The sequence below is a fragment of the Acidocella sp. C78 genome (assembly GCF_907164655.1).
On record NZ_CAJQZK010000079.1, the window covers coordinates 17,501 to 33,465 of the forward strand.

Sequence of the window (15,965 nt, forward strand, 5' to 3'; positions counted from 1 at the left end):
TGGGTGGCCTGAGGGCATTTAGCCTGACGCTGGTCTGTGTGGACTGAAGACTGATGTGGAGGCCTTGAGATACGGTGTTCTGATGAGCGCCGTTGGTGATCGATCTGTGTCGTTCTGCGGCACGGGTTGTTGTTCTTTGATTGGTGAATAGGATTTGGTGCGTTCTGGACGCGTGTATTTTTGTCCTGAACTGCTGGTGATGGGGATTGAAAAATTCCTGTTGTCTGGTGGTTTTGGGGAGCAAAAATCCGGTCGGATCATTCTGGGTGTCTGACCCGGACGTGGCTTAGGCCATTGCCGAAGGATGATGCGATTGAGTGTTCAGAGCGTTGAGTGCTGTGTGCGGACATTGTGATGGTGTCTGTGCATGGTGGGCCGCCATGCTTCTCCTTGGGAGTGTGGCGGTGCGTTGAGACTTCAAGTGAATGAAGGGCATTCAGTGGATGCCTTGGCACCAGAAGGCGATGAAGGACGTGGCACGCTGCGAAAAGCCACGGGGAGCCGCGAGCAGGCGTTGATCCGTGGACATCCGAATGGGGAAACCCACCCGCAAGGGTATCTGCATCTGAATACATAGGGTGTAGAGGCGAACCCGGGGAACTGAAACATCTAAGTACCCGGAGGAAAAGACATCAACCGAGATTCCGTCAGTAGTGGCGAGCGAAAGCGGAGCAGGCCAGTGCCTTGTCATTGAGTAGCAGAACGGATTGGAAACTCCGGCCATAGCGGGTGATAGCCCCGTATGCGAAGCGAAATGGCAAGGCCTTGAGTAAGGCGGGACACGTGAAATCCTGTCTGAAGATGGGGGGACCACCCTCCAAGCCTAAATACTCTCTGGTGACCGATAGTGCACAAGTACCGTGAGGGAAAGGTGAAAAGCACCCCGACGAGGGGAGTGAAAGAGACCTGAAACCGGATGCCTACAAGCAGTCGGAGCCGCATCTGCGGTGACGGCGTACCTTTTGTATAATGGGTCAGCGAGTTTCTGTTTGCAGCAAGCTTAAGCCGGTAGGCGTAGGCGTAGCGAAAGCGAGTCTGAATAGGGCGCGTAGTTGCAGGCAGAAGACCCGAAACCGAGTGATCTAGCCATGGCCAGGCTGAAGGTGCGGTAACACGCACTGGAGGGCCGAACCCACGCCTGTTGAAAAAGTCGGGGATGAGCTGTGGCTAGGGGTGAAAGGCCAATCAAACTCGGAGATAGCTGGTTCTCCGCGAAATCTATTGAGGTAGATCGTCGTGTGTATGCCTTCGGGGGTAGAGCACTGGATGGGCTAGGGGGGCCCAAAGCCTTACCAAACCTAACCAAACTCCGAATACCGAAGTGTCTTGCGCGGCAGACAGACGGTGGGTGCTAAGGTCCATCGTCGAGAGGGAAACAGCCCAGACCACCAGCTAAGGTCCCCAAATTGTGGCTAAGTGGGAAAGGATGTGGGAATTCCAAAACAACCAGGAGGTTGGCTTAGAAGCAGCCATCCTTTAAAGAAAGCGTAATAGCTCACTGGTCTAATAGAAATCCTGCGCCGAAAATGTAACGGGGCTAAAGCCACATACCGAAGCTGTGGGTGCATGGAAACATGCGCGGTAGCGGAGCGTTCCGTAGGCCTGTGAAGGGAGATGGGGTGACCCCTCCTGGAGGTATCGGAAGTGCGAATGCTGACATGAGTAGCGACAAACAGAGTGAGAAACTCTGTCGCCGAAAGTCCAAGGGTTCCTGCGCAAGGTTAATCCGCGCAGGGTGAGCCGGCCCCTAAGGCGAGGGCGAAAGCCGTAGTCGATGGGAAGGGGGTGAATATTCCTCCGCCTGCTGGAAGTGACGAATGCGAGATGTTGTCTGTCCTTATCGGATTGGGCGGGCTTTTTGAGCATTCCGGGAAATAGCTCCAGCGTATAGACCGTACCCTAAACCGACACAGGTGGACTGGTAGAGTATACCAAGGCGCTTGAGAGAACGATGTTGAAGGAACTAGGCAAATTACTCGCGTAACTTCGGGATAAGCGAGACCCGTATGTGGGCAACCATGTGCGGGTGGCACAAAAGAGGGGGTAGCGACTGTTTAGTAAAAACACAGGGCTCTGCGAAGTCGAGAGACGACGTATAGGGTCTGACGCCTGCCCGGTGCCGGAAGGTTAAGAGGAGAGGTGCAAGCCTTGAATTGAAGCCCCGGTAAACGGCGGCCGTAACTATAACGGTCCTAAGGTAGCGAAATTCCTTGTCGGGTAAGTTCCGACCTGCACGAATGGCGTAACGACTTCCCCACTGTCTCCAGCATCGGCTCAGCGAAATTGAATTCCCCGTGAAGATGCGGGGTACCCGCGGTCAGACGGAAAGACCCTATGAACCTTTACTGCAGCTTTGCAGTGGCATCAGAAGAGTGCTGTGTAGGATAGGCGGGAGGCATTGAAGCATGGGCGCTAGCTTGTGTGGAGCCAACCTTGAAATACCGCCCTGCGCGCTTTTGATGTCTAACCGTGGCCGGTTATCCCGGTCCGGGACCCTGCATGGTGGGCAGTTTGACTGGGGCGGTCGCCTCCTAAAGAGTAACGGAGGCGCGCGATGGTGGGCTCAAGCCGGTCGGACATCGGCTGTTGAGTGCAATGGCATAAGCCCGCCTGACTGCGAGAGCGACAGCTCGAGCAGAGACGAAAGTCGGCCATAGTGATCCGGTGGTTCCACGTGGAAGGGCCATCGCTCAACGGATAAAAGGTACTCTAGGGATAACAGGCTGATCTCCCCCAAGAGTCCACATCGACGGGGAGGTTTGGCACCTCGATGTCGGCTCATCACATCCTGGGGCTGGAGCAGGTCCCAAGGGTTCGGCTGTTCGCCGATTAAAGTGGTACGTGAGCTGGGTTTAGAACGTCGTGAGACAGTTCGGTCCCTATCTGCCGTGGGTGTTGGAGACTTGAGAGGATTTGTCCCTAGTACGAGAGGACCGGGATGAACATACCTCTGGTGCATCGGTTGTCACGCCAGTGGCACAGCCGAGTAGCTAAGTATGGACGGGATAACCGCTGAAAGCATCTAAGCGGGAAACCCACCTCAAAACTAGGTCTCCCCGAGGGTCGTGATAGACCATCACGTCGATAGGCCGGGTGTATAAGCGCGGTAACGCGCTCAGCTAACCGGTACTAATCACCCGATAGAACTTGAATATCTCAACCACCCCCACCATGCACAAACACCAACACAGTCTCACTCAACACACCAAATCCACACCAGTCCAAAACATCACGATAGATTGGACGACCTGGTGGCCATTGCGGGGAGCCCGCACCCGATCCCATCCCGAACTCGGCCGTGAAAACCCCCAGCGCCCATGGTACTGTGCCTCAAGGCACGGGAGAGTAGGTCGCCGCCAGGTCCTCCAATCTATCGTCCACCACAACCGCGGGGTGGAGCAGCCCGGTAGCTCGTCAGGCTCATAACCTGAAGGTCACAGGTTCAAATCCTGTCCCCGCAACCACCATTACCGAACTCGCGAACAAACCAGATACAGCCGCGCCACACAGCGCGGTTCTTGTCGTTCTGGCAGTATGATCTCGGAAATTTAAATAGTGTCGCGAACGCTAGTGCCGTATTCCGCTTTAAGCGTGGATTTGGTATGATACATGCATGGCGATAGGACCCCGTCTCGATCTGAGGCATACGCAGTCGCTGGTGATGACCCCCCAGCTACGGCAGGCCATACAGCTTTTGCAGTTCAACAACGCCGAGGTCAACCAATTCATCGAAGAAGAACTGCTCCGCAACCCGCTCCTCGAACGGGACGACTCTGATACCTCCGGGGGGATTGCTGAAGTGTCCGGTGGGACGGCGTTGATCGACTCCAAGCTTGCGGTCACGGATACTGTCGAGAAGGTCGTCGACCCCGATCCTTCAGGGGTCCATCTGCCGCTCGACGCCGACTTTTCCAATGTCTACGACCCTGGTGGCGGCGCAGAGGCAGCCGGTAATGGCTCCGCCGAAGACCATGACTGGATCGGGCAAATCGCGGATAGTCCCCCGGGGTTGCAGGAAAGCCTGGAACAGCAGGCGCGGCTCGCCTTTTCCGACCCGACCCGCCGCCAGATCGCGCTTGCGCTGATCATGGCGCTCGACCCGGCAGGGCGGCTGGCCGAGCCGCCTGAACGCATCGCCGAGATGCTCGGGATTGAGCAGGATGTGCTGGAATCGGTGCGGCAGATCATGCTCCGGTTCGAGCCAACTGGTATTTTCGCCATAGATCTTGCCGAATGTCTGGCTGTCCAGTTGGAGGAGCGAAACCGGCTCGACCCTGCGATGTCTGCCCTCCTCGCTCATCTCGATCTGCTGGCGCGGCGTGATCACCGTGCGCTCATGGAGGTGTGCGGCGTCGATGGGGAAGATCTTCGCGACATGATTGCAGAGATTCGGCAACTGAACCCCAAGCCAGGAGCCGCTACCGACGCCGCAGCGATTACGCCGGTGATCCCCGATGTGCTCATGCGCCCCGGGCCGGATGGCCAATATCTGCTTGAGCTTAATCCCGAAACAATGCCGCGGGTTCTGATCCGGCGCGGCTTTCACGCACAGATTGCGGCGCGGGCCACGCGCGAGGCGAAGCAGTTTCTCTCGGAACGGGTGCAGAGCGCGAACTGGCTGGTTCGCGCCCTTGAGTCGCGGGCCGAGACGATCCTGCGCGTTGCGGGCGAGATCGTCGCGCATCAGGAGGCCTTCTTCCGCCGCGGCATCGGGTTCCTCCGGCCGCTTACGCTGCGCGAGGTCGCCGCCGCGCTTGAAATCCATGAAAGCACCGTCAGCCGAGTGACATCGAACAAGGTGATTGCAACACCGCGCGGCATTTTCGAGATGAAGTTCTTTTTCACCACGGCGCTCGCCGGTGCGAATGGCGAAAGCCACAGTGCCGAATCCGTGCGGCACCGGATTGCGGCGCTGATCGAGGCGGAACCGCCAGGGAGGGTCCTATCCGACGATGCGCTGGCGCAACTGTTGCAGAAGGAGGGTGTGGATATCGCGAGGCGGACCGTCGCAAAATATCGCGAAGCCATGCGCATCCCCGGTTCGGCGCAGCGCAAGCGGGAAAAAAACCTGCTGGCGGGAGGTTGACGCGCCACGACCCGCAGCAGTGTAATGCTTTTGTCTAGGATCGAGCCGTCTCCGAGCAAGCGTAAACGCCCGCTTCATCAAGGCGGGGCTACAATAACCGCATTGGCTCTAGCAAAAGGATCTCTCTATGCAGATCACGGTTTCCGGTAAGCAGGTCGACCTCTCGGATGCCCTGCGCGTTCATGTCGCGAACCAGCTCGACAATATCGCTGGAAAATATTTCGATCACGCAATCGAGGCGAACGTAACGTTCAGCCGCGCCCGCAGCTTTTTCACTTGCGACATCAATGTTCACGCCGGACGGGGGCTGACTTTGCGCGGCGAGGGCGAGGCGGCTGACGCACATGCGGCATTTGACGACGCGGCGGAACACATTGCGAAGCGGCTGCGGCGCTACCGCCGCCGTGTGAACGATCACGCGCGCGAGAGTGCCACGCGCGGCCGAACGGAGACTGTCCGGCAATACGTGTTGCAGGAGGTGGAAGCCGAAGGCGCTACCCCGCATGCGCCGGTCGATGGAGCTGCTGGGCTCGATCCCGGGCCATATGCCGCCGTGGTTGCGGAAACGCCGGCGGAGATAGCGTTCCTGTCCGTCAGCGAGGCGGTGATGCGGATGGATCTGGCGAACCAGACAATGCTCATGTTTCGCAACTCCGCGAACCGGGCGCTCAGCGTGGTCTATCGCCGCAGCGACGGCAATATTGGCTGGATCGACAGTTCGGCACTGAGCTGACCTCCTTGTCCGGCGCCCGGGTCGCGTCCTTTATCCGCTCCAGGGACGGGTGGATTGCGGATCAGCGTTCGGACACTCACCACCTATAGGCTGATGGCGAGCAGCCCCTGAAATTCAGACGAGATTTTCAGGGGCATGCTTACCTGCCCGCGGTGCGAAGCAGACTGCTCTAAAGAGAGCCAACCAGTCTGAGCACGGCCGGGCCACCGACGACCAGAAACACGCATGGCAGAATAAACAGGATCATTGGCAGGGTCAGCAGAACCGGCAGCCGCGCGGCACGTTCCTCGAAGCGGGTCAGCTGTTCCTGGCGCATTTCAGCGGAGAGGGTTCTGAGCGCCTGGGTCAGCGGGGTGCCGTATTGGAGCGTCTGGATCAAGGTCGAGGCCAAGCGCTTCAGATTGTCGAGCCCGGTTCGCTGGCCGAGGCCGGCGAGCGAGTCGCGGATATTGCCGCTGATGCGCATTTCCTGCGCCGTCAGTGTCAGTTCCTGAGACACCGCCGGATGCGTCAGTTGCAGTTCGGCGGCAACACGGGTGAGGCCGGGTTCGAGGCTGAGTCCAGCATCGGCGCAGATCACCATCAGATCGAGCGCCTCGGCCAGCCCGGCCTCGACCTTGCGGATAAACCGCTTCCGCCGCTGCTGGATCAGGATGTCCGGCAGGAGAAGACCGAACGCGGCGGCGATGGCGGCGGCGATCAGCCCATGCAGCATGCCGAAGCGCAGAACGCGGGAGGCCGCCAGAACGCCGGCGAAAAAACCCACCAGTGAAAGCAGCTTGGTTCCGACGAATACGGCCAGCGCGCCTTTGTCCCGAATTCCGGCCATTCGCAATGTGTGCCGCAGTTCTTCGAGCGTGCGGTTGCTGAGCAGGCCGCTGCGGGCGACCGCGAGGCCTACACCCATGGCGATCCGCATATGCAGGAGCTGAGCCGGCTCGTCGCTGTCGCCCGCGGCGGAGCCCGCGCCGATCGCCCGGTCCAGCCGCCGCTGCAACCTCTCTTCCGCGATGACCAGACGCAGCATCAGCACCGCAACCGCCGCCACGAAGAGAAAGAGGCCGAAAATCCACACGAGCGCGGTATTCATTTCAGTTGAGGCTGCGCCGGATGATTTCGCGCATGACCATCGCGCCGCCGGCCAGCAGCCCGATGGCGACCGCCAGCAGGATTTTCCCGGCATGGGTCACGAACAGCACACGCAGATAGGAGGGCTGGATCACCTCGATCGCAAGCGCTGCAACGAGGGGAATGATACCGAGGACAAGGGCGCTGGTGCGCGCTTCGGACGCCAGCGCATAGCCGCGGGCCTTCATCGCGACACGCTTGCGGATGACTTCCGCCAACCCCTCAAGTGTTGTCACGAGACCGCCGCCATAGCGCGATTGCAGGCTGATGGCCGTGGCGAAAAACCCGTATTCGGCGAGCTTCACCCGGTCCGCCATCTGCCTTAGCGCCTGTTCGAGCGGCGTGCCGATCGCCACCTGATCGGCGATCCGGCTGAACTCCCTGCCGGTTGGCGCCGGCATGTCCTGGGCGACGACCCGGAGCGCCTCTTGCACGGGGATGCCAACGCGAACGGTGCGGACGATCGTGGTCAGCGCGTCGGGAAACTGGCGCAGCAGCAGGGTTGACCGGCGGGCATGCACGGTGCCGAAGGCAAGCCGCGCCACGAGAATGAACAGCGGTAACCAGACGAGCCAGCCGAGCCCCGCGGCCACGGTGCCGATCAGGAAGGAGATACCCCTGGACGCAACGACGGCGCCGATCATGATGATCCACCACGGGACAGGGTAATCCGGCGCGCGCGCCAGATCGACCCCGACGAGCCCCAGCACCGCCATTGCGGGGCGCCGGAACCGGCCGAGCGGATCATTCGGCTCGCTCTGGCTCTCGATTCTTGTGACGAGGGTCTGGCCCGATACCCGCATAAGGCGCAGTTCGATCGCCTTTTTGGTCCGGTCCGCCCGCACCCCGCCCATCAGCGCGAGCGAGGTGGCGCCGAGGATCAGAAGCAGGAGCGGCAGGAGGAGCAGGCCGCTCACGCCGCCGCCTCCTCGAGCGCCACCGTCCATGCGCGGAGCAGGCCGAAATAGCTGAGCCGCTCGTGGAAGCTCGCCCGCGTGTGGGAGACGGCGTAGCGGCCGATGACCCGGCCCGTTGCATCCTCGCCCAGAACCTCGAACTTGAAGATGTCGTTGAGCAGGGGGGTTTCGCCCTCGATTCCGGCGATTTCGGTGAGCTGAATGAGACGGCGGCCGCCATCGCGCTGGCGTTCCACCTGGACGATCAGGTTGACCGCCGAGACCACCTGCATGCGGATCGCCCGCGGCGACAGGCCCATGCTCGCCATCTGCACCATGTTCTCGATACGGGCCAGCGCATCGCGCGTGGTGTTGGCGTGGATGGTGGACATCGACCCGTCATGGCCGGTGTTCATCGCCTGAAGCATGTCGAACGCCTCGGGGCCGCGGACCTCGCCGATGATGATGCGGTCGGGGCGCATGCGCAGCGCGTTGCGGACGAGGTCGCGCTGGGTGATTTCGCCCTTGCCCTCAAGGTTCACCGGCCTGGTTTCGAGACGGACGACATGCGGCTGCTGGAGCTGGAGTTCGGCGGCGTCCTCGACGGTGACGATGCGTTCCTGCGGATCGATGAAGCTGCTCATCGCGTTCATCATCGTCGTCTTGCCGGAGCCGGTGCCGCCGGAAATGATGACATTGAGACGGCAACGCGCGGCGATTTCAAGCACCCGCGCGACCGGCGGGGTCAGCGATCCATACTCGATCAGCTTGCCGAAATTGATCGGCTTGCGTGAAAACTTGCGGATCGAGAGACAGGGGCCGTCGATCGACAGCGGCGGCAATACGATGTTGACGCGCGAGCCGTCCTTGAGTCGCGCATCGACCATTGGGCTGGATTCATCGACCCGGCGCCCCACTGTGGCGGCGATGCGCTGGCAGATATTGGTCAGATGGGCATTGTCGCGGAAGCGCACCCCGAGCTGCTCGAGCCGACCCCGCCGTTCGACGAAAACCCGTTCCGGCCCATTGACCATGATGTCGGTAATGGTCTCGTCCTCGAGCAGGGGCTCCAGCGGCCCCAGCCCGAGCATGTCGTCCACCAGTTCGGCGGCAATCTGGTTTTGCTCGTTGCGGTTCAGCTGGATGCGATGTTCGGTCGCCAGCTCCGCCACCATGGCCTCGACGCGTTGCAGCAGACGCGGGTGATTGAGCCCCACGATGGTCGAGGCGTCGATGCTGGCGAGGCAGAGGCCCCGGATCATTTCGACATCTTCCTGGCGCAACCGCACCGCCTGGTGAACAGGCGCGGATGGATCGACCGAGCGGCGGCCGAAGACCGGTAGCGCGTCCATCAGGCAGCCATGGCCGTGGTGCCGACGCCGAGCCTGGCGGCGAGCGCGATGATCGCCTTGCGGAAGACGCCTTTCCGGCCGACGGCGGGCTCGCCGAGATTGTTTCCCTGGGCGACCAGGGCGGGGAGTTCGGGGATCACGATGGCGATTTCGGTTCCAAGCAGTTCGGCGATCCGCGACACGGCGGGTGCGGTCCGGCGGTTGTGGCGGTTCAGAATGACGAGGGGCGGGCCGGACTGCATCTGGCCGGCCGGCAATGCAAGCCAGCGGCGCGCATTCGCGATGCTGTGCGGCGATCCGGTGGTCACGATGACGCGCGCATGGGCGAGCGCGAGCAGTTCCGTTGCAAACCGGGAGGGGCGCGCCGGAATGTCCGCCACAACAAGATTGTATCGCTGGCGCAGCGCCGACACCAGCGCAGCGCCGCCTCCGGCCTGGTAATGCCAGGCTTCGTTCAGGGGCTCCTCCGCGCCGAGGACATGAAGGCGGCCGGTCGAGGGCTGGGCGGCGCGCTCGATCAGCAGGGGGTCGATCCGGTCCGGCGTGTCGAGCGCGTTGCGCAGGCCGGTACTGGGCGGGACGTTGGTTGCCAGCGCGGCGCTGCCGCGTTGCAGGTCGGCGTCCAGCAGGATTGTATGGCGGCGAACATCCCCGCCCACATGCCAGGCGAGGCTGCTGGCAACCGTGGTGGCGCCAACGCCGCCGGCGGCGCCGCACACAGCGACCATCGAGCCGCCGCGCGCCGCTTCGAAGGCGGGCACGCCGCCGGCCGCCCATGGCAGCAGCTCGCGCGCCACCATCGCCGGATCGAGCGGCTTCGAGAGATATTCGCTGACGCCCAGCGTGCGCGTGAGGCTGCGATAGAAGCCGATGCTGCGCTCGCTGCCGATGATCAGCACGCGGGTTCCGGGGTCCACCACCGGTTCCAGCCGATGCACGGCGCTCATCGGCTGTTCCTCGCCGGAGATGTCGACAAGGAGGGTTCGCGGCGTGTCGAACCGGGCGAGATAGTCCAGCGTTTCGGCGAAGGTGGCGCGCTGGAGCGGGACGCCGGTGGGAAATGCCGGCACCAGCGCCGTGCGGATGGTCTGCAGGCTCGCGTCATCGCTGACGAAGCCCATGAAGGCGGGGCGGCCGCTCCCTTGCGGCCCCTGCGGCGGCGCGTGCGAAGCGCCCACCCGATCGAAGGCGGAAGCCGTCATTGCGGATGATACTCGGTTTTGCCTGTGGCGCCCTGGAAGACCGTGATCCCGGTCTGGCCCGGCATGTCGAGCGCGGCGAGGGCGGGGGATACCTGGCCGCTGAAGACCGGCGGCGGTTTGGACGGGCTGCCTTTCGGCGCCTCGCTGGGGCGGACGATCAGCGACAGCGGGCCAAGATGGGCGGCGACCTCGACCTGTTCGGCCTGTTCCGGCGTGACTTCCAGCGTGACGGTCCGCGCCGTCGACTGCGCGGCCGTGTGGCTGCCGCTTGCGCCTTGCACCAGGCGCTGATCGATCGCGATCACCCGCACGTCGGACAGGACGGTTTCCGCGGCCACCTTGCGCGTCGGCGGCAGGTTGGCGCCGACCAGGTTCTGGGTCAGCAGAAGATCTACATGGTCGCCCGGCCAGATCAGGCCGGCGGCGCCGGTGATCGCATCGACCCCGACCGACACCGCCCGCATGCCTGGTTGCAGCACGGCGGCGAGAAAGCCGTGATCGCCGGGGCGAATGGCGATATCCGTGGTCAGAAGCGCCCCGGCGCTCAGCCGGCGGCGGATCATCGCGCCGGTATAGGAGGCGCGGTTCGCCGGTGTGTCTCGCACCGCATCCGCGGGCACCTGCGCCGGGGGGCGGTCCTGCACGATGAAATCGGAGGGTTGCAGCAGCGTGCCGGGCGGCAGAGCCTTGCCCGTCGCCAGCAAGGCGATGGTTGGCGCCGCCTTCTTGTGGGGGTGTGCCGGATGCATGTCGATCCAGGCGACGGTTCCGAAGCCGGCAAGCCCCACGGCCAGGACGATGAACAGAACGAGTCTAAGAATCATCAGGACATGTCTCAAAAGAAGCACAGGCCGGATTGGCCTGTGACTGGCACGGCCCCGACACGGCGCCCGCAGCCTCGCCCGGCGGAATTTCGCTGTAGATGGCCCCGGCGCCGCGTGGAACGACCGGGCGACGGGGCCTGCTCATACCCGGTTCAACGAGGTCAGAGATTGGTTGTGTTGTTGCTCAGCGTTCCGGCGATCTTGTTGACGGCGTTGCCGAGATCGTTGGCGAGCAGACCGAACGCACCGATGATGACAACCGCCATCAGCGCCGCGATCAGCCCATATTCCATCGCGGTCACCCCGCGATCATCCCGTGCGAACGCAAGGCCGCGAACCGCGAGCCAGGTTTTCACGTAGTCAAGCATTGTCATGTCTCCTGCACACCGCATGACGATCCACTGCGCGGCGATATTGACGACAGCGCCAGAATTTTGCTGGCAGAAGACCCGCGGACCAATGCCGCGGACCGGAAATCCACGACATGATCAAATCAAAACAACCTTACTAAAACGTTAATTAACTGGACTGTGAAAGATTACTTTTGCACCGTCTCAGGCTGTCTCGCTGGCGAGGAGGGATAGCGCCGCCGCATCCGGCCGGGCGCCGATCCGGCCAATCGCCGTCGCGGCCACGCGGCTGGCCAGGGCCGCGCTCTCGACGAGCGACACCTTGCGGGTAAGGCCGACCATGAAGCCCGCGGCATAGGCATCGCCGGCGCCCGTGGTGTCGACGACCTCCACCGGAACCGCGGCGACGACATGGCGTTCCGCACCGGCGACGACGACGCTTCCCGCCTCGCTGCGCGTCAGCACCGCGAGCGGCAGCGTGTGGGCGGCCTCGGTCACCGCCCCGTCGAAGTCGTTCTGTTCGAACAGCGAACAGATCTCGGCCTCGTTGGCGAACAGGATGTCGATGCCGCCGGAGGTGATCAGGTCGAGGAAGGCGGCGCGATGGCGATCGACGCAGAACGCGTCGGACAGCGAGAGCGCCACCTTGCGCCCGGCGCCGCGGGCGATGCGCACGGCCTCGCGGAAGGCATGCTGCGCCCGCGGCGGATCGAAGAGATATCCCTCGAGATAAAGGATCGAGGAGGACTGGATCGCCTCGGCATCGAGGTCGGTGTGGTCGAAATCGATGCAGGCGCCGAGATAGGTGTTCATGGTGCGCTGGCCATCCGGCGTGACCAGGATCAGGCAGCGGGCCGTCGGCGCGCCCTCGGGCAGCGGCGCGTGCGGAAAATCGACGCCGATCGCCCGGAGATCGTTGGCGAAGGCGATGCCAAGCTCGTCGCGCGCCACCTTGCCGAGAAAGGCCGCGCGGGCGCCGAGGCCGGACGCGACCGCGCAACTGTTGGCAACCGAGCCACCGGAGGCGATCTGCCCTGGCGGCATCACTCCGAGAATGCGCTCGGCGGCCTCGGCGTCGATCAGCCGCATCGCGCCCTTGCGCATGTCGTGCCGGTCGAGAAAATGATCATCGGTGCGGGCCAGCACATCGACGATCGCATTGCCGATGCCGATGATGTCGTAGCGGGTCGTGTCCATGCCTGTCCCCTGCAAGGTCGGTGTAAATGCTCCCTTCGCCTATCACCCGAAAGGCCAGGTCACAAATCCGCGCCCGTCATGAACGCGCAGTTAATCCTGATCCATACGATCTCCTTGCGGAACCTTAGTAAAAATGCACGCATTTGGGGCCGCAGGCGATTGTCCGGAGCGCGTGTCGCGTGCTAGCGGACAGACAGTAAAAGTTGTGGAGGGTTCGTGATCAGCTTCAGAAAACGCGACGACCAGCCGCCGGAGGGCAAGCCGCGGCAGACTCCCGCACGGCAGGATGGCGCCATGGATGACGGCCTCAGCATGCCTCCCTTCCGTCCCGCTTCCCCGAAACGGTCCCGCAACAAGCGGATGACACAAAGGCTAAGGAGATGCCCATGGCCCGAACCCCCTTTTCGCCCAGCCAGCCGGCTACGCCCGCGGCAGGCGGCGCCCCGGCGAGCCCTCCGGCTACCGGGACCGGCTTCCGTCCGCCGGTGCGGGATGCCGAAACCGCCGAACGCCGCACCCTGGTGGTCGGCCGCGGCATCAGCCTGCAGGGCGTGGTTCAGGATGCCGAGCGGCTGGTGGTCGAGGGGACGGTCGAGGCGACGATGATCAAGGCCGCCGAGCTTGCGATCAGCCCGGGCGGCGTTTTCAAGGGCGAGGTCGAGGTCGAGGAGGCCGAGGTTGCCGGCGTGATCGACGGCACGCTGACGGCGCGGCACTCCCTCATCGTGCGGGCGACGGGCCGGGTTCTCGGAACCGCGCGCTGCCGGCGGCTGCAGGTCGAGGATGGCGGGCAGATCACCGGCCGGATCGAGATGATCACCGAAGGTGCTGCCAGCTCCCAGGCCACCGACTGACCCTGACCGGCCCGCGGAGGGCGTGAGCACGGATGAGACGCCGCGTCTTTATCGGCCTGTTGAGCGCAGCCGCGCTCGCAGGCTGCGCCGCGCGGCCGGGAACGATGGCGGGTGGATCGGCCGCCTCCTTCGCGTCGGCTGCACCGGTCAGCCTGGTCGGCGCGACGCCGGGCGATCTGCGCGCCAGTCTGGGCATGCCCTCGCTGTTGCGGGTCGATGGGCCGGCGCAGGTCTGGCTTTACCATTCCCCGATCTGCCGGCTCGATCTGGTGCTCTATCGCGGCACAGTCGGCCTTCCCGTCGTTCGCCTGGCGCGAACAATGCCGCACGGCGTGCCCGATGCTACCTGCGTTGCCAGTCTGGAACAGCAGCGCGCCTCCTGATATCGAACGGACGGATGACCGGCGTGCCGAAAGCGCGCGGGGCGCGATGCATGACGGAGGGCACATGAACGGTTTACGGGTCGCGATCCAGATGGATCCGATGGAAAGCGTGGATATCGACGGCGACTCGACCTTCGTGCTGATGCTCGAGGCACAGCGGCGCGGCCATATGCTCTGGCACTACTCGGTGCGCGAGATGTGGCTGGAAAGCGGGGCGCTCAAGGCGCGGGTGCGGCCGGTGACGGTGCGCCGCGAGGCGGGCAACCATTTCACTTTCGGGCCGGCCGAGACGGTGGATCTCGCGGCGATGGACGTGGTGCTGATGCGCCAGGATCCGCCCTTCGACATGGGGTATATCACGGCGACGCACCTGCTGGAGCATATCCACCCGCGGACTCTCGTGGTGAACGACCCCGCATCGGTGCGCAACGCGCCCGAGAAACTGCTGGTCATGGAGTTCCCCGACCTGATGCCGCCCACGCTGATCGCGTGGGACCGCGCCGCGATCCGCGAATTCCGTGCCCATCACCGCGACATCATCGTCAAGCCGCTCTTCGGCAATGGCGGGATGGGGATTTTCCGGATCAAGCCGGATGATGAAAATCTCGGCGCCCTGCTCGACACGCATTTCGGCAATTCCCGCGAACCGCTGATGGTCCAGCGGTACGAACCGGCGGTGCGGGCGGGCGACAAGCGGATCATCCTGATCGATGGCGAGCCGCTGGGCGCGATCAACCGGGTTCCCGCCGAGGGCGACGCGCGGTCGAACATGCATGCCGGCGGCGTCGCCCAGCCGACCACGATGACCGCGCGCGACCGCGAGATCTGCGAGCGGATCGGGCCGACACTGAAGGCGCGCGGCCTGCTCTTCACCGGGATCGACGTGATCGGCGACTATCTCACCGAAATCAACGTCACCTCGCCGACCGGCCTGCAGCAGGTGGCCCGGTTCGACAACGTGCATCTCGAAGCGACGATCTGGGACCGGATCGAGGCGCGGCGGGCGCAGGGCGTCTGATCGCCTCGCCGGCGGCCGGGCGGTGCGATCCGCCCGGCCGCCGCGGCGCTCCTACAGGTTGGCGACGGCGTGCTGCCGCGCGAGGAACCAGGCGTCCACCGCCGATTTCATCGATTGCGCGATGCGGCGGCGGAAGGCCGGCGTGCGCAGTTCGGCCTCGTCCGCGGGGTTGGAAAGAAACGCGGTTTCCACCAGAACGCTGGGGATGGCGGAGGATTGCAGCACCGCGAACGTGGCGTGGCGGGCCGGGTTCGGCAGCAGCGGCACATGGGGCGCAAGCGCGCCGACCATTTTCTGTTGCAGCAGATGCGACTCGATCTTGGTGCTGTGCGCCATCAGCGCGAACAGGATTTTCGCGACTTGCGGCGACACGCCACGGAAATTGGGGTTGGACAGGCTCTCGACACTGTTTTCTGACTGCGCCATCCGCGCCGCGAGCTGGTCGGAGGCATGATTCGAGAAGGTGTAGATGCTGGCGCCGCGCACCGCGGGGTCGTGCGCCACGGAATTGGCGTGGATCGAGAGAAACAGTGTCGCCTTGTGGCGTTCCGCGATATCCACCCTTGTCTGCAACGGGATGAAGATGTCCCGCGACCGTGTCATCACCACCTCATAGCCGCCGCGCTCCAGCGCCTGGCGCAGATCGTGGGCGGTGGAAAGCACGATGCTTTTCTCGAAAATGTTGCCCTGGCCGATGGCACCGGGATCGTGCCCGCCATGACCGGGGTCGATCACGACGAGGCGCCTTGCCGAGGCCTCGCGCCAGGCGGCGCGGCTGAGCCGCGGCGGCAGGCCGGGGGTGGCGCGCGCCAGGGCGGATTGCATCCACAGCGGCAGCGTGATCGTGGCTTTCACGCCTGAATCGAGCAGGAAGCGACGGGACAGACGCATCGCAAACCTCCTTTCTGTCGACCGAAATTATTGACTTCGGCCATGAAGTGC

The 15,965-nt window shown here is 63.6% G+C and carries 13 protein-coding genes, 1 tRNA gene and 2 rRNA genes; 8 read left to right on the plus strand and 8 right to left on the minus strand.

The features are described from left to right. Window positions 1-416 precede the first annotated feature (416 nt). The 5 genes from ACIDOCELLA78_RS91115 to hpf all read left to right on the plus strand — a co-directional run bounded on the left by ACIDOCELLA78_RS91115 (window position 417) and on the right by hpf (window position 5,819). Window positions 417-3,154, plus strand: a 23S ribosomal RNA gene (locus tag ACIDOCELLA78_RS91115). Between the two features lie 93 nt (window positions 3,155-3,247). Then, window positions 3,248-3,362: ribosomal RNA gene (gene rrf, locus ACIDOCELLA78_RS91120) — 5S ribosomal RNA — on the plus strand. A 25-nt stretch (window positions 3,363-3,387) separates the two neighbouring features. Continuing rightward, a tRNA-Met gene (locus ACIDOCELLA78_RS91125) sits at window positions 3,388-3,464 on the plus strand. A 149-nt stretch (window positions 3,465-3,613) separates the two neighbouring features. Further along, window positions 3,614-5,086 carry an RNA polymerase factor sigma-54 gene (gene rpoN / locus ACIDOCELLA78_RS91130; protein WP_201729040.1) on the plus strand — a complete coding sequence of 491 codons (1,473 nt, stop codon included), beginning with the start codon at window positions 3,614-3,616 and terminating at the stop codon, window positions 5,084-5,086. Window positions 5,087-5,213: 127 nt separating this feature from the next. Then, entirely contained in the window at window positions 5,214-5,819 is a 606-nt protein-coding gene (gene hpf, locus ACIDOCELLA78_RS91135) for a ribosome hibernation-promoting factor, HPF/YfiA family (RefSeq protein ID WP_201729041.1), read from the plus strand. Window positions 5,820-5,988: 169 nt separating this feature from the next. On the opposite strand, the gene ACIDOCELLA78_RS91140 is transcribed toward hpf, so the two are convergent. From ACIDOCELLA78_RS91140 to ACIDOCELLA78_RS91170, 7 genes are all read right to left on the minus strand, one after another. Further along, on the minus strand, window positions 5,989-6,909 hold the full coding sequence (locus ACIDOCELLA78_RS91140; RefSeq protein ID WP_201729042.1) for a type II secretion system F family protein: 921 nt from the start codon (window positions 6,907-6,909) through the stop codon (window positions 5,989-5,991). Between the two features lies 1 nt (window position 6,910). Further along, entirely contained in the window at window positions 6,911-7,864 is a 954-nt protein-coding gene (locus ACIDOCELLA78_RS91145; protein ID WP_201729043.1) for a type II secretion system F family protein, read from the minus strand. After that, window positions 7,861-9,195, minus strand: coding sequence for a CpaF family protein (locus ACIDOCELLA78_RS91150; RefSeq protein WP_249676086.1), 1,335 nt, complete (start codon window positions 9,193-9,195; stop codon window positions 7,861-7,863). Before ACIDOCELLA78_RS91150 ends, ACIDOCELLA78_RS91145 begins: the two co-directional genes overlap by 4 nt. Next, a complete protein-coding gene (locus ACIDOCELLA78_RS91155) occupies window positions 9,195-10,397 on the minus strand; it encodes a pilus assembly protein CpaE (protein ID WP_249676102.1) in 1,203 nt (400 codons plus the stop codon). The genes ACIDOCELLA78_RS91150 and ACIDOCELLA78_RS91155 overlap by 1 nt, the downstream gene beginning before the upstream one ends. Then, window positions 10,394-11,221, minus strand: coding sequence for a Flp pilus assembly protein CpaB (gene cpaB / locus ACIDOCELLA78_RS91160; protein WP_201729044.1), 828 nt, complete (start codon window positions 11,219-11,221; stop codon window positions 10,394-10,396). The genes ACIDOCELLA78_RS91155 and cpaB overlap by 4 nt, the downstream gene beginning before the upstream one ends. Before the next feature lie 161 nt (window positions 11,222-11,382). Beyond that, window positions 11,383-11,595: a Flp family type IVb pilin gene (locus ACIDOCELLA78_RS91165; RefSeq protein ID WP_249676105.1), complete on the minus strand. Its 213-nt coding sequence runs from the start codon at window positions 11,593-11,595 to the stop codon at window positions 11,383-11,385. Window positions 11,596-11,775: 180 nt separating this feature from the next. Continuing rightward, the gene (locus ACIDOCELLA78_RS91170; RefSeq protein ID WP_201729046.1) at window positions 11,776-12,768 is read right to left on the minus strand and encodes an adenosine kinase; all 993 of its coding nucleotides are present in this window, start codon (window positions 12,766-12,768) and stop codon (window positions 11,776-11,778) included. Window positions 12,769-13,154: 386 nt separating this feature from the next. Here ACIDOCELLA78_RS91170 and ACIDOCELLA78_RS91175 point away from each other — a divergent pair, with 386 nt between their 5' ends. The 3 genes from ACIDOCELLA78_RS91175 to gshB all read left to right on the plus strand — a co-directional run bounded on the left by ACIDOCELLA78_RS91175 (window position 13,155) and on the right by gshB (window position 15,023). Further along, complete coding sequence (locus ACIDOCELLA78_RS91175) at window positions 13,155-13,622, plus strand: polymer-forming cytoskeletal protein (protein WP_201729047.1); 468 nt, start codon at window positions 13,155-13,157, stop codon at window positions 13,620-13,622. Between the two features lie 59 nt (window positions 13,623-13,681). Further along, window positions 13,682-14,005 carry a hypothetical protein gene (locus tag ACIDOCELLA78_RS91180; RefSeq protein ID WP_249676107.1) on the plus strand — a complete coding sequence of 108 codons (324 nt, stop codon included), beginning with the start codon at window positions 13,682-13,684 and terminating at the stop codon, window positions 14,003-14,005. A gap of 64 nt (window positions 14,006-14,069) precedes the next feature. Continuing rightward, on the plus strand, window positions 14,070-15,023 hold the full coding sequence (gshB, locus tag ACIDOCELLA78_RS91185) for a glutathione synthase (RefSeq protein WP_201729049.1): 954 nt from the start codon (window positions 14,070-14,072) through the stop codon (window positions 15,021-15,023). Window positions 15,024-15,074: 51 nt separating this feature from the next. Here the strand turns inward: gshB and ACIDOCELLA78_RS91190 are convergent, their stop codons facing one another. Beyond that, window positions 15,075-15,914: an N-acetylmuramoyl-L-alanine amidase gene (locus tag ACIDOCELLA78_RS91190; RefSeq protein WP_201729050.1), complete on the minus strand. Its 840-nt coding sequence runs from the start codon at window positions 15,912-15,914 to the stop codon at window positions 15,075-15,077. Between the last annotated feature and the right edge of the window lie 51 nt (window positions 15,915-15,965).

Excerpts from the sequence above, each read along its gene's own strand:
- ACIDOCELLA78_RS91175 (WP_201729047.1), top strand. The coding sequence starts at position 13,155 with ATGGCCCGAACCCCCTTTTCGCCCAGCCAGCCGGCTACGCCCGCGGCA.
- ACIDOCELLA78_RS91190 (WP_201729050.1), bottom strand. The coding sequence starts at position 15,914 with ATGCGTCTGTCCCGTCGCTTCCTGCTCGATTCAGGCGTGAAAGCCACG.
- ACIDOCELLA78_RS91140 (WP_201729042.1), bottom strand. The coding sequence starts at position 6,909 with ATGAATACCGCGCTCGTGTGGATTTTCGGCCTCTTTCTCTTCGTGGCG.
- gshB (WP_201729049.1), top strand. The coding sequence starts at position 14,070 with ATGAACGGTTTACGGGTCGCGATCCAGATGGATCCGATGGAAAGCGTG.
- ACIDOCELLA78_RS91150 (WP_249676086.1), bottom strand. The coding sequence starts at position 9,195 with ATGGACGCGCTACCGGTCTTCGGCCGCCGCTCGGTCGATCCATCCGCG.
- ACIDOCELLA78_RS91165 (WP_249676105.1), bottom strand. The coding sequence starts at position 11,595 with ATGACAATGCTTGACTACGTGAAAACCTGGCTCGCGGTTCGCGGCCTT.
- rpoN (WP_201729040.1), top strand. The coding sequence starts at position 3,614 with ATGGCGATAGGACCCCGTCTCGATCTGAGGCATACGCAGTCGCTGGTG.
- cpaB (WP_201729044.1), bottom strand. The coding sequence starts at position 11,221 with ATGATTCTTAGACTCGTTCTGTTCATCGTCCTGGCCGTGGGGCTTGCC.
- ACIDOCELLA78_RS91155 (WP_249676102.1), bottom strand. The coding sequence starts at position 10,397 with ATGACGGCTTCCGCCTTCGATCGGGTGGGCGCTTCGCACGCGCCGCCG.
- hpf (WP_201729041.1), top strand. The coding sequence starts at position 5,214 with ATGCAGATCACGGTTTCCGGTAAGCAGGTCGACCTCTCGGATGCCCTG.
- ACIDOCELLA78_RS91170 (WP_201729046.1), bottom strand. The coding sequence starts at position 12,768 with ATGGACACGACCCGCTACGACATCATCGGCATCGGCAATGCGATCGTC.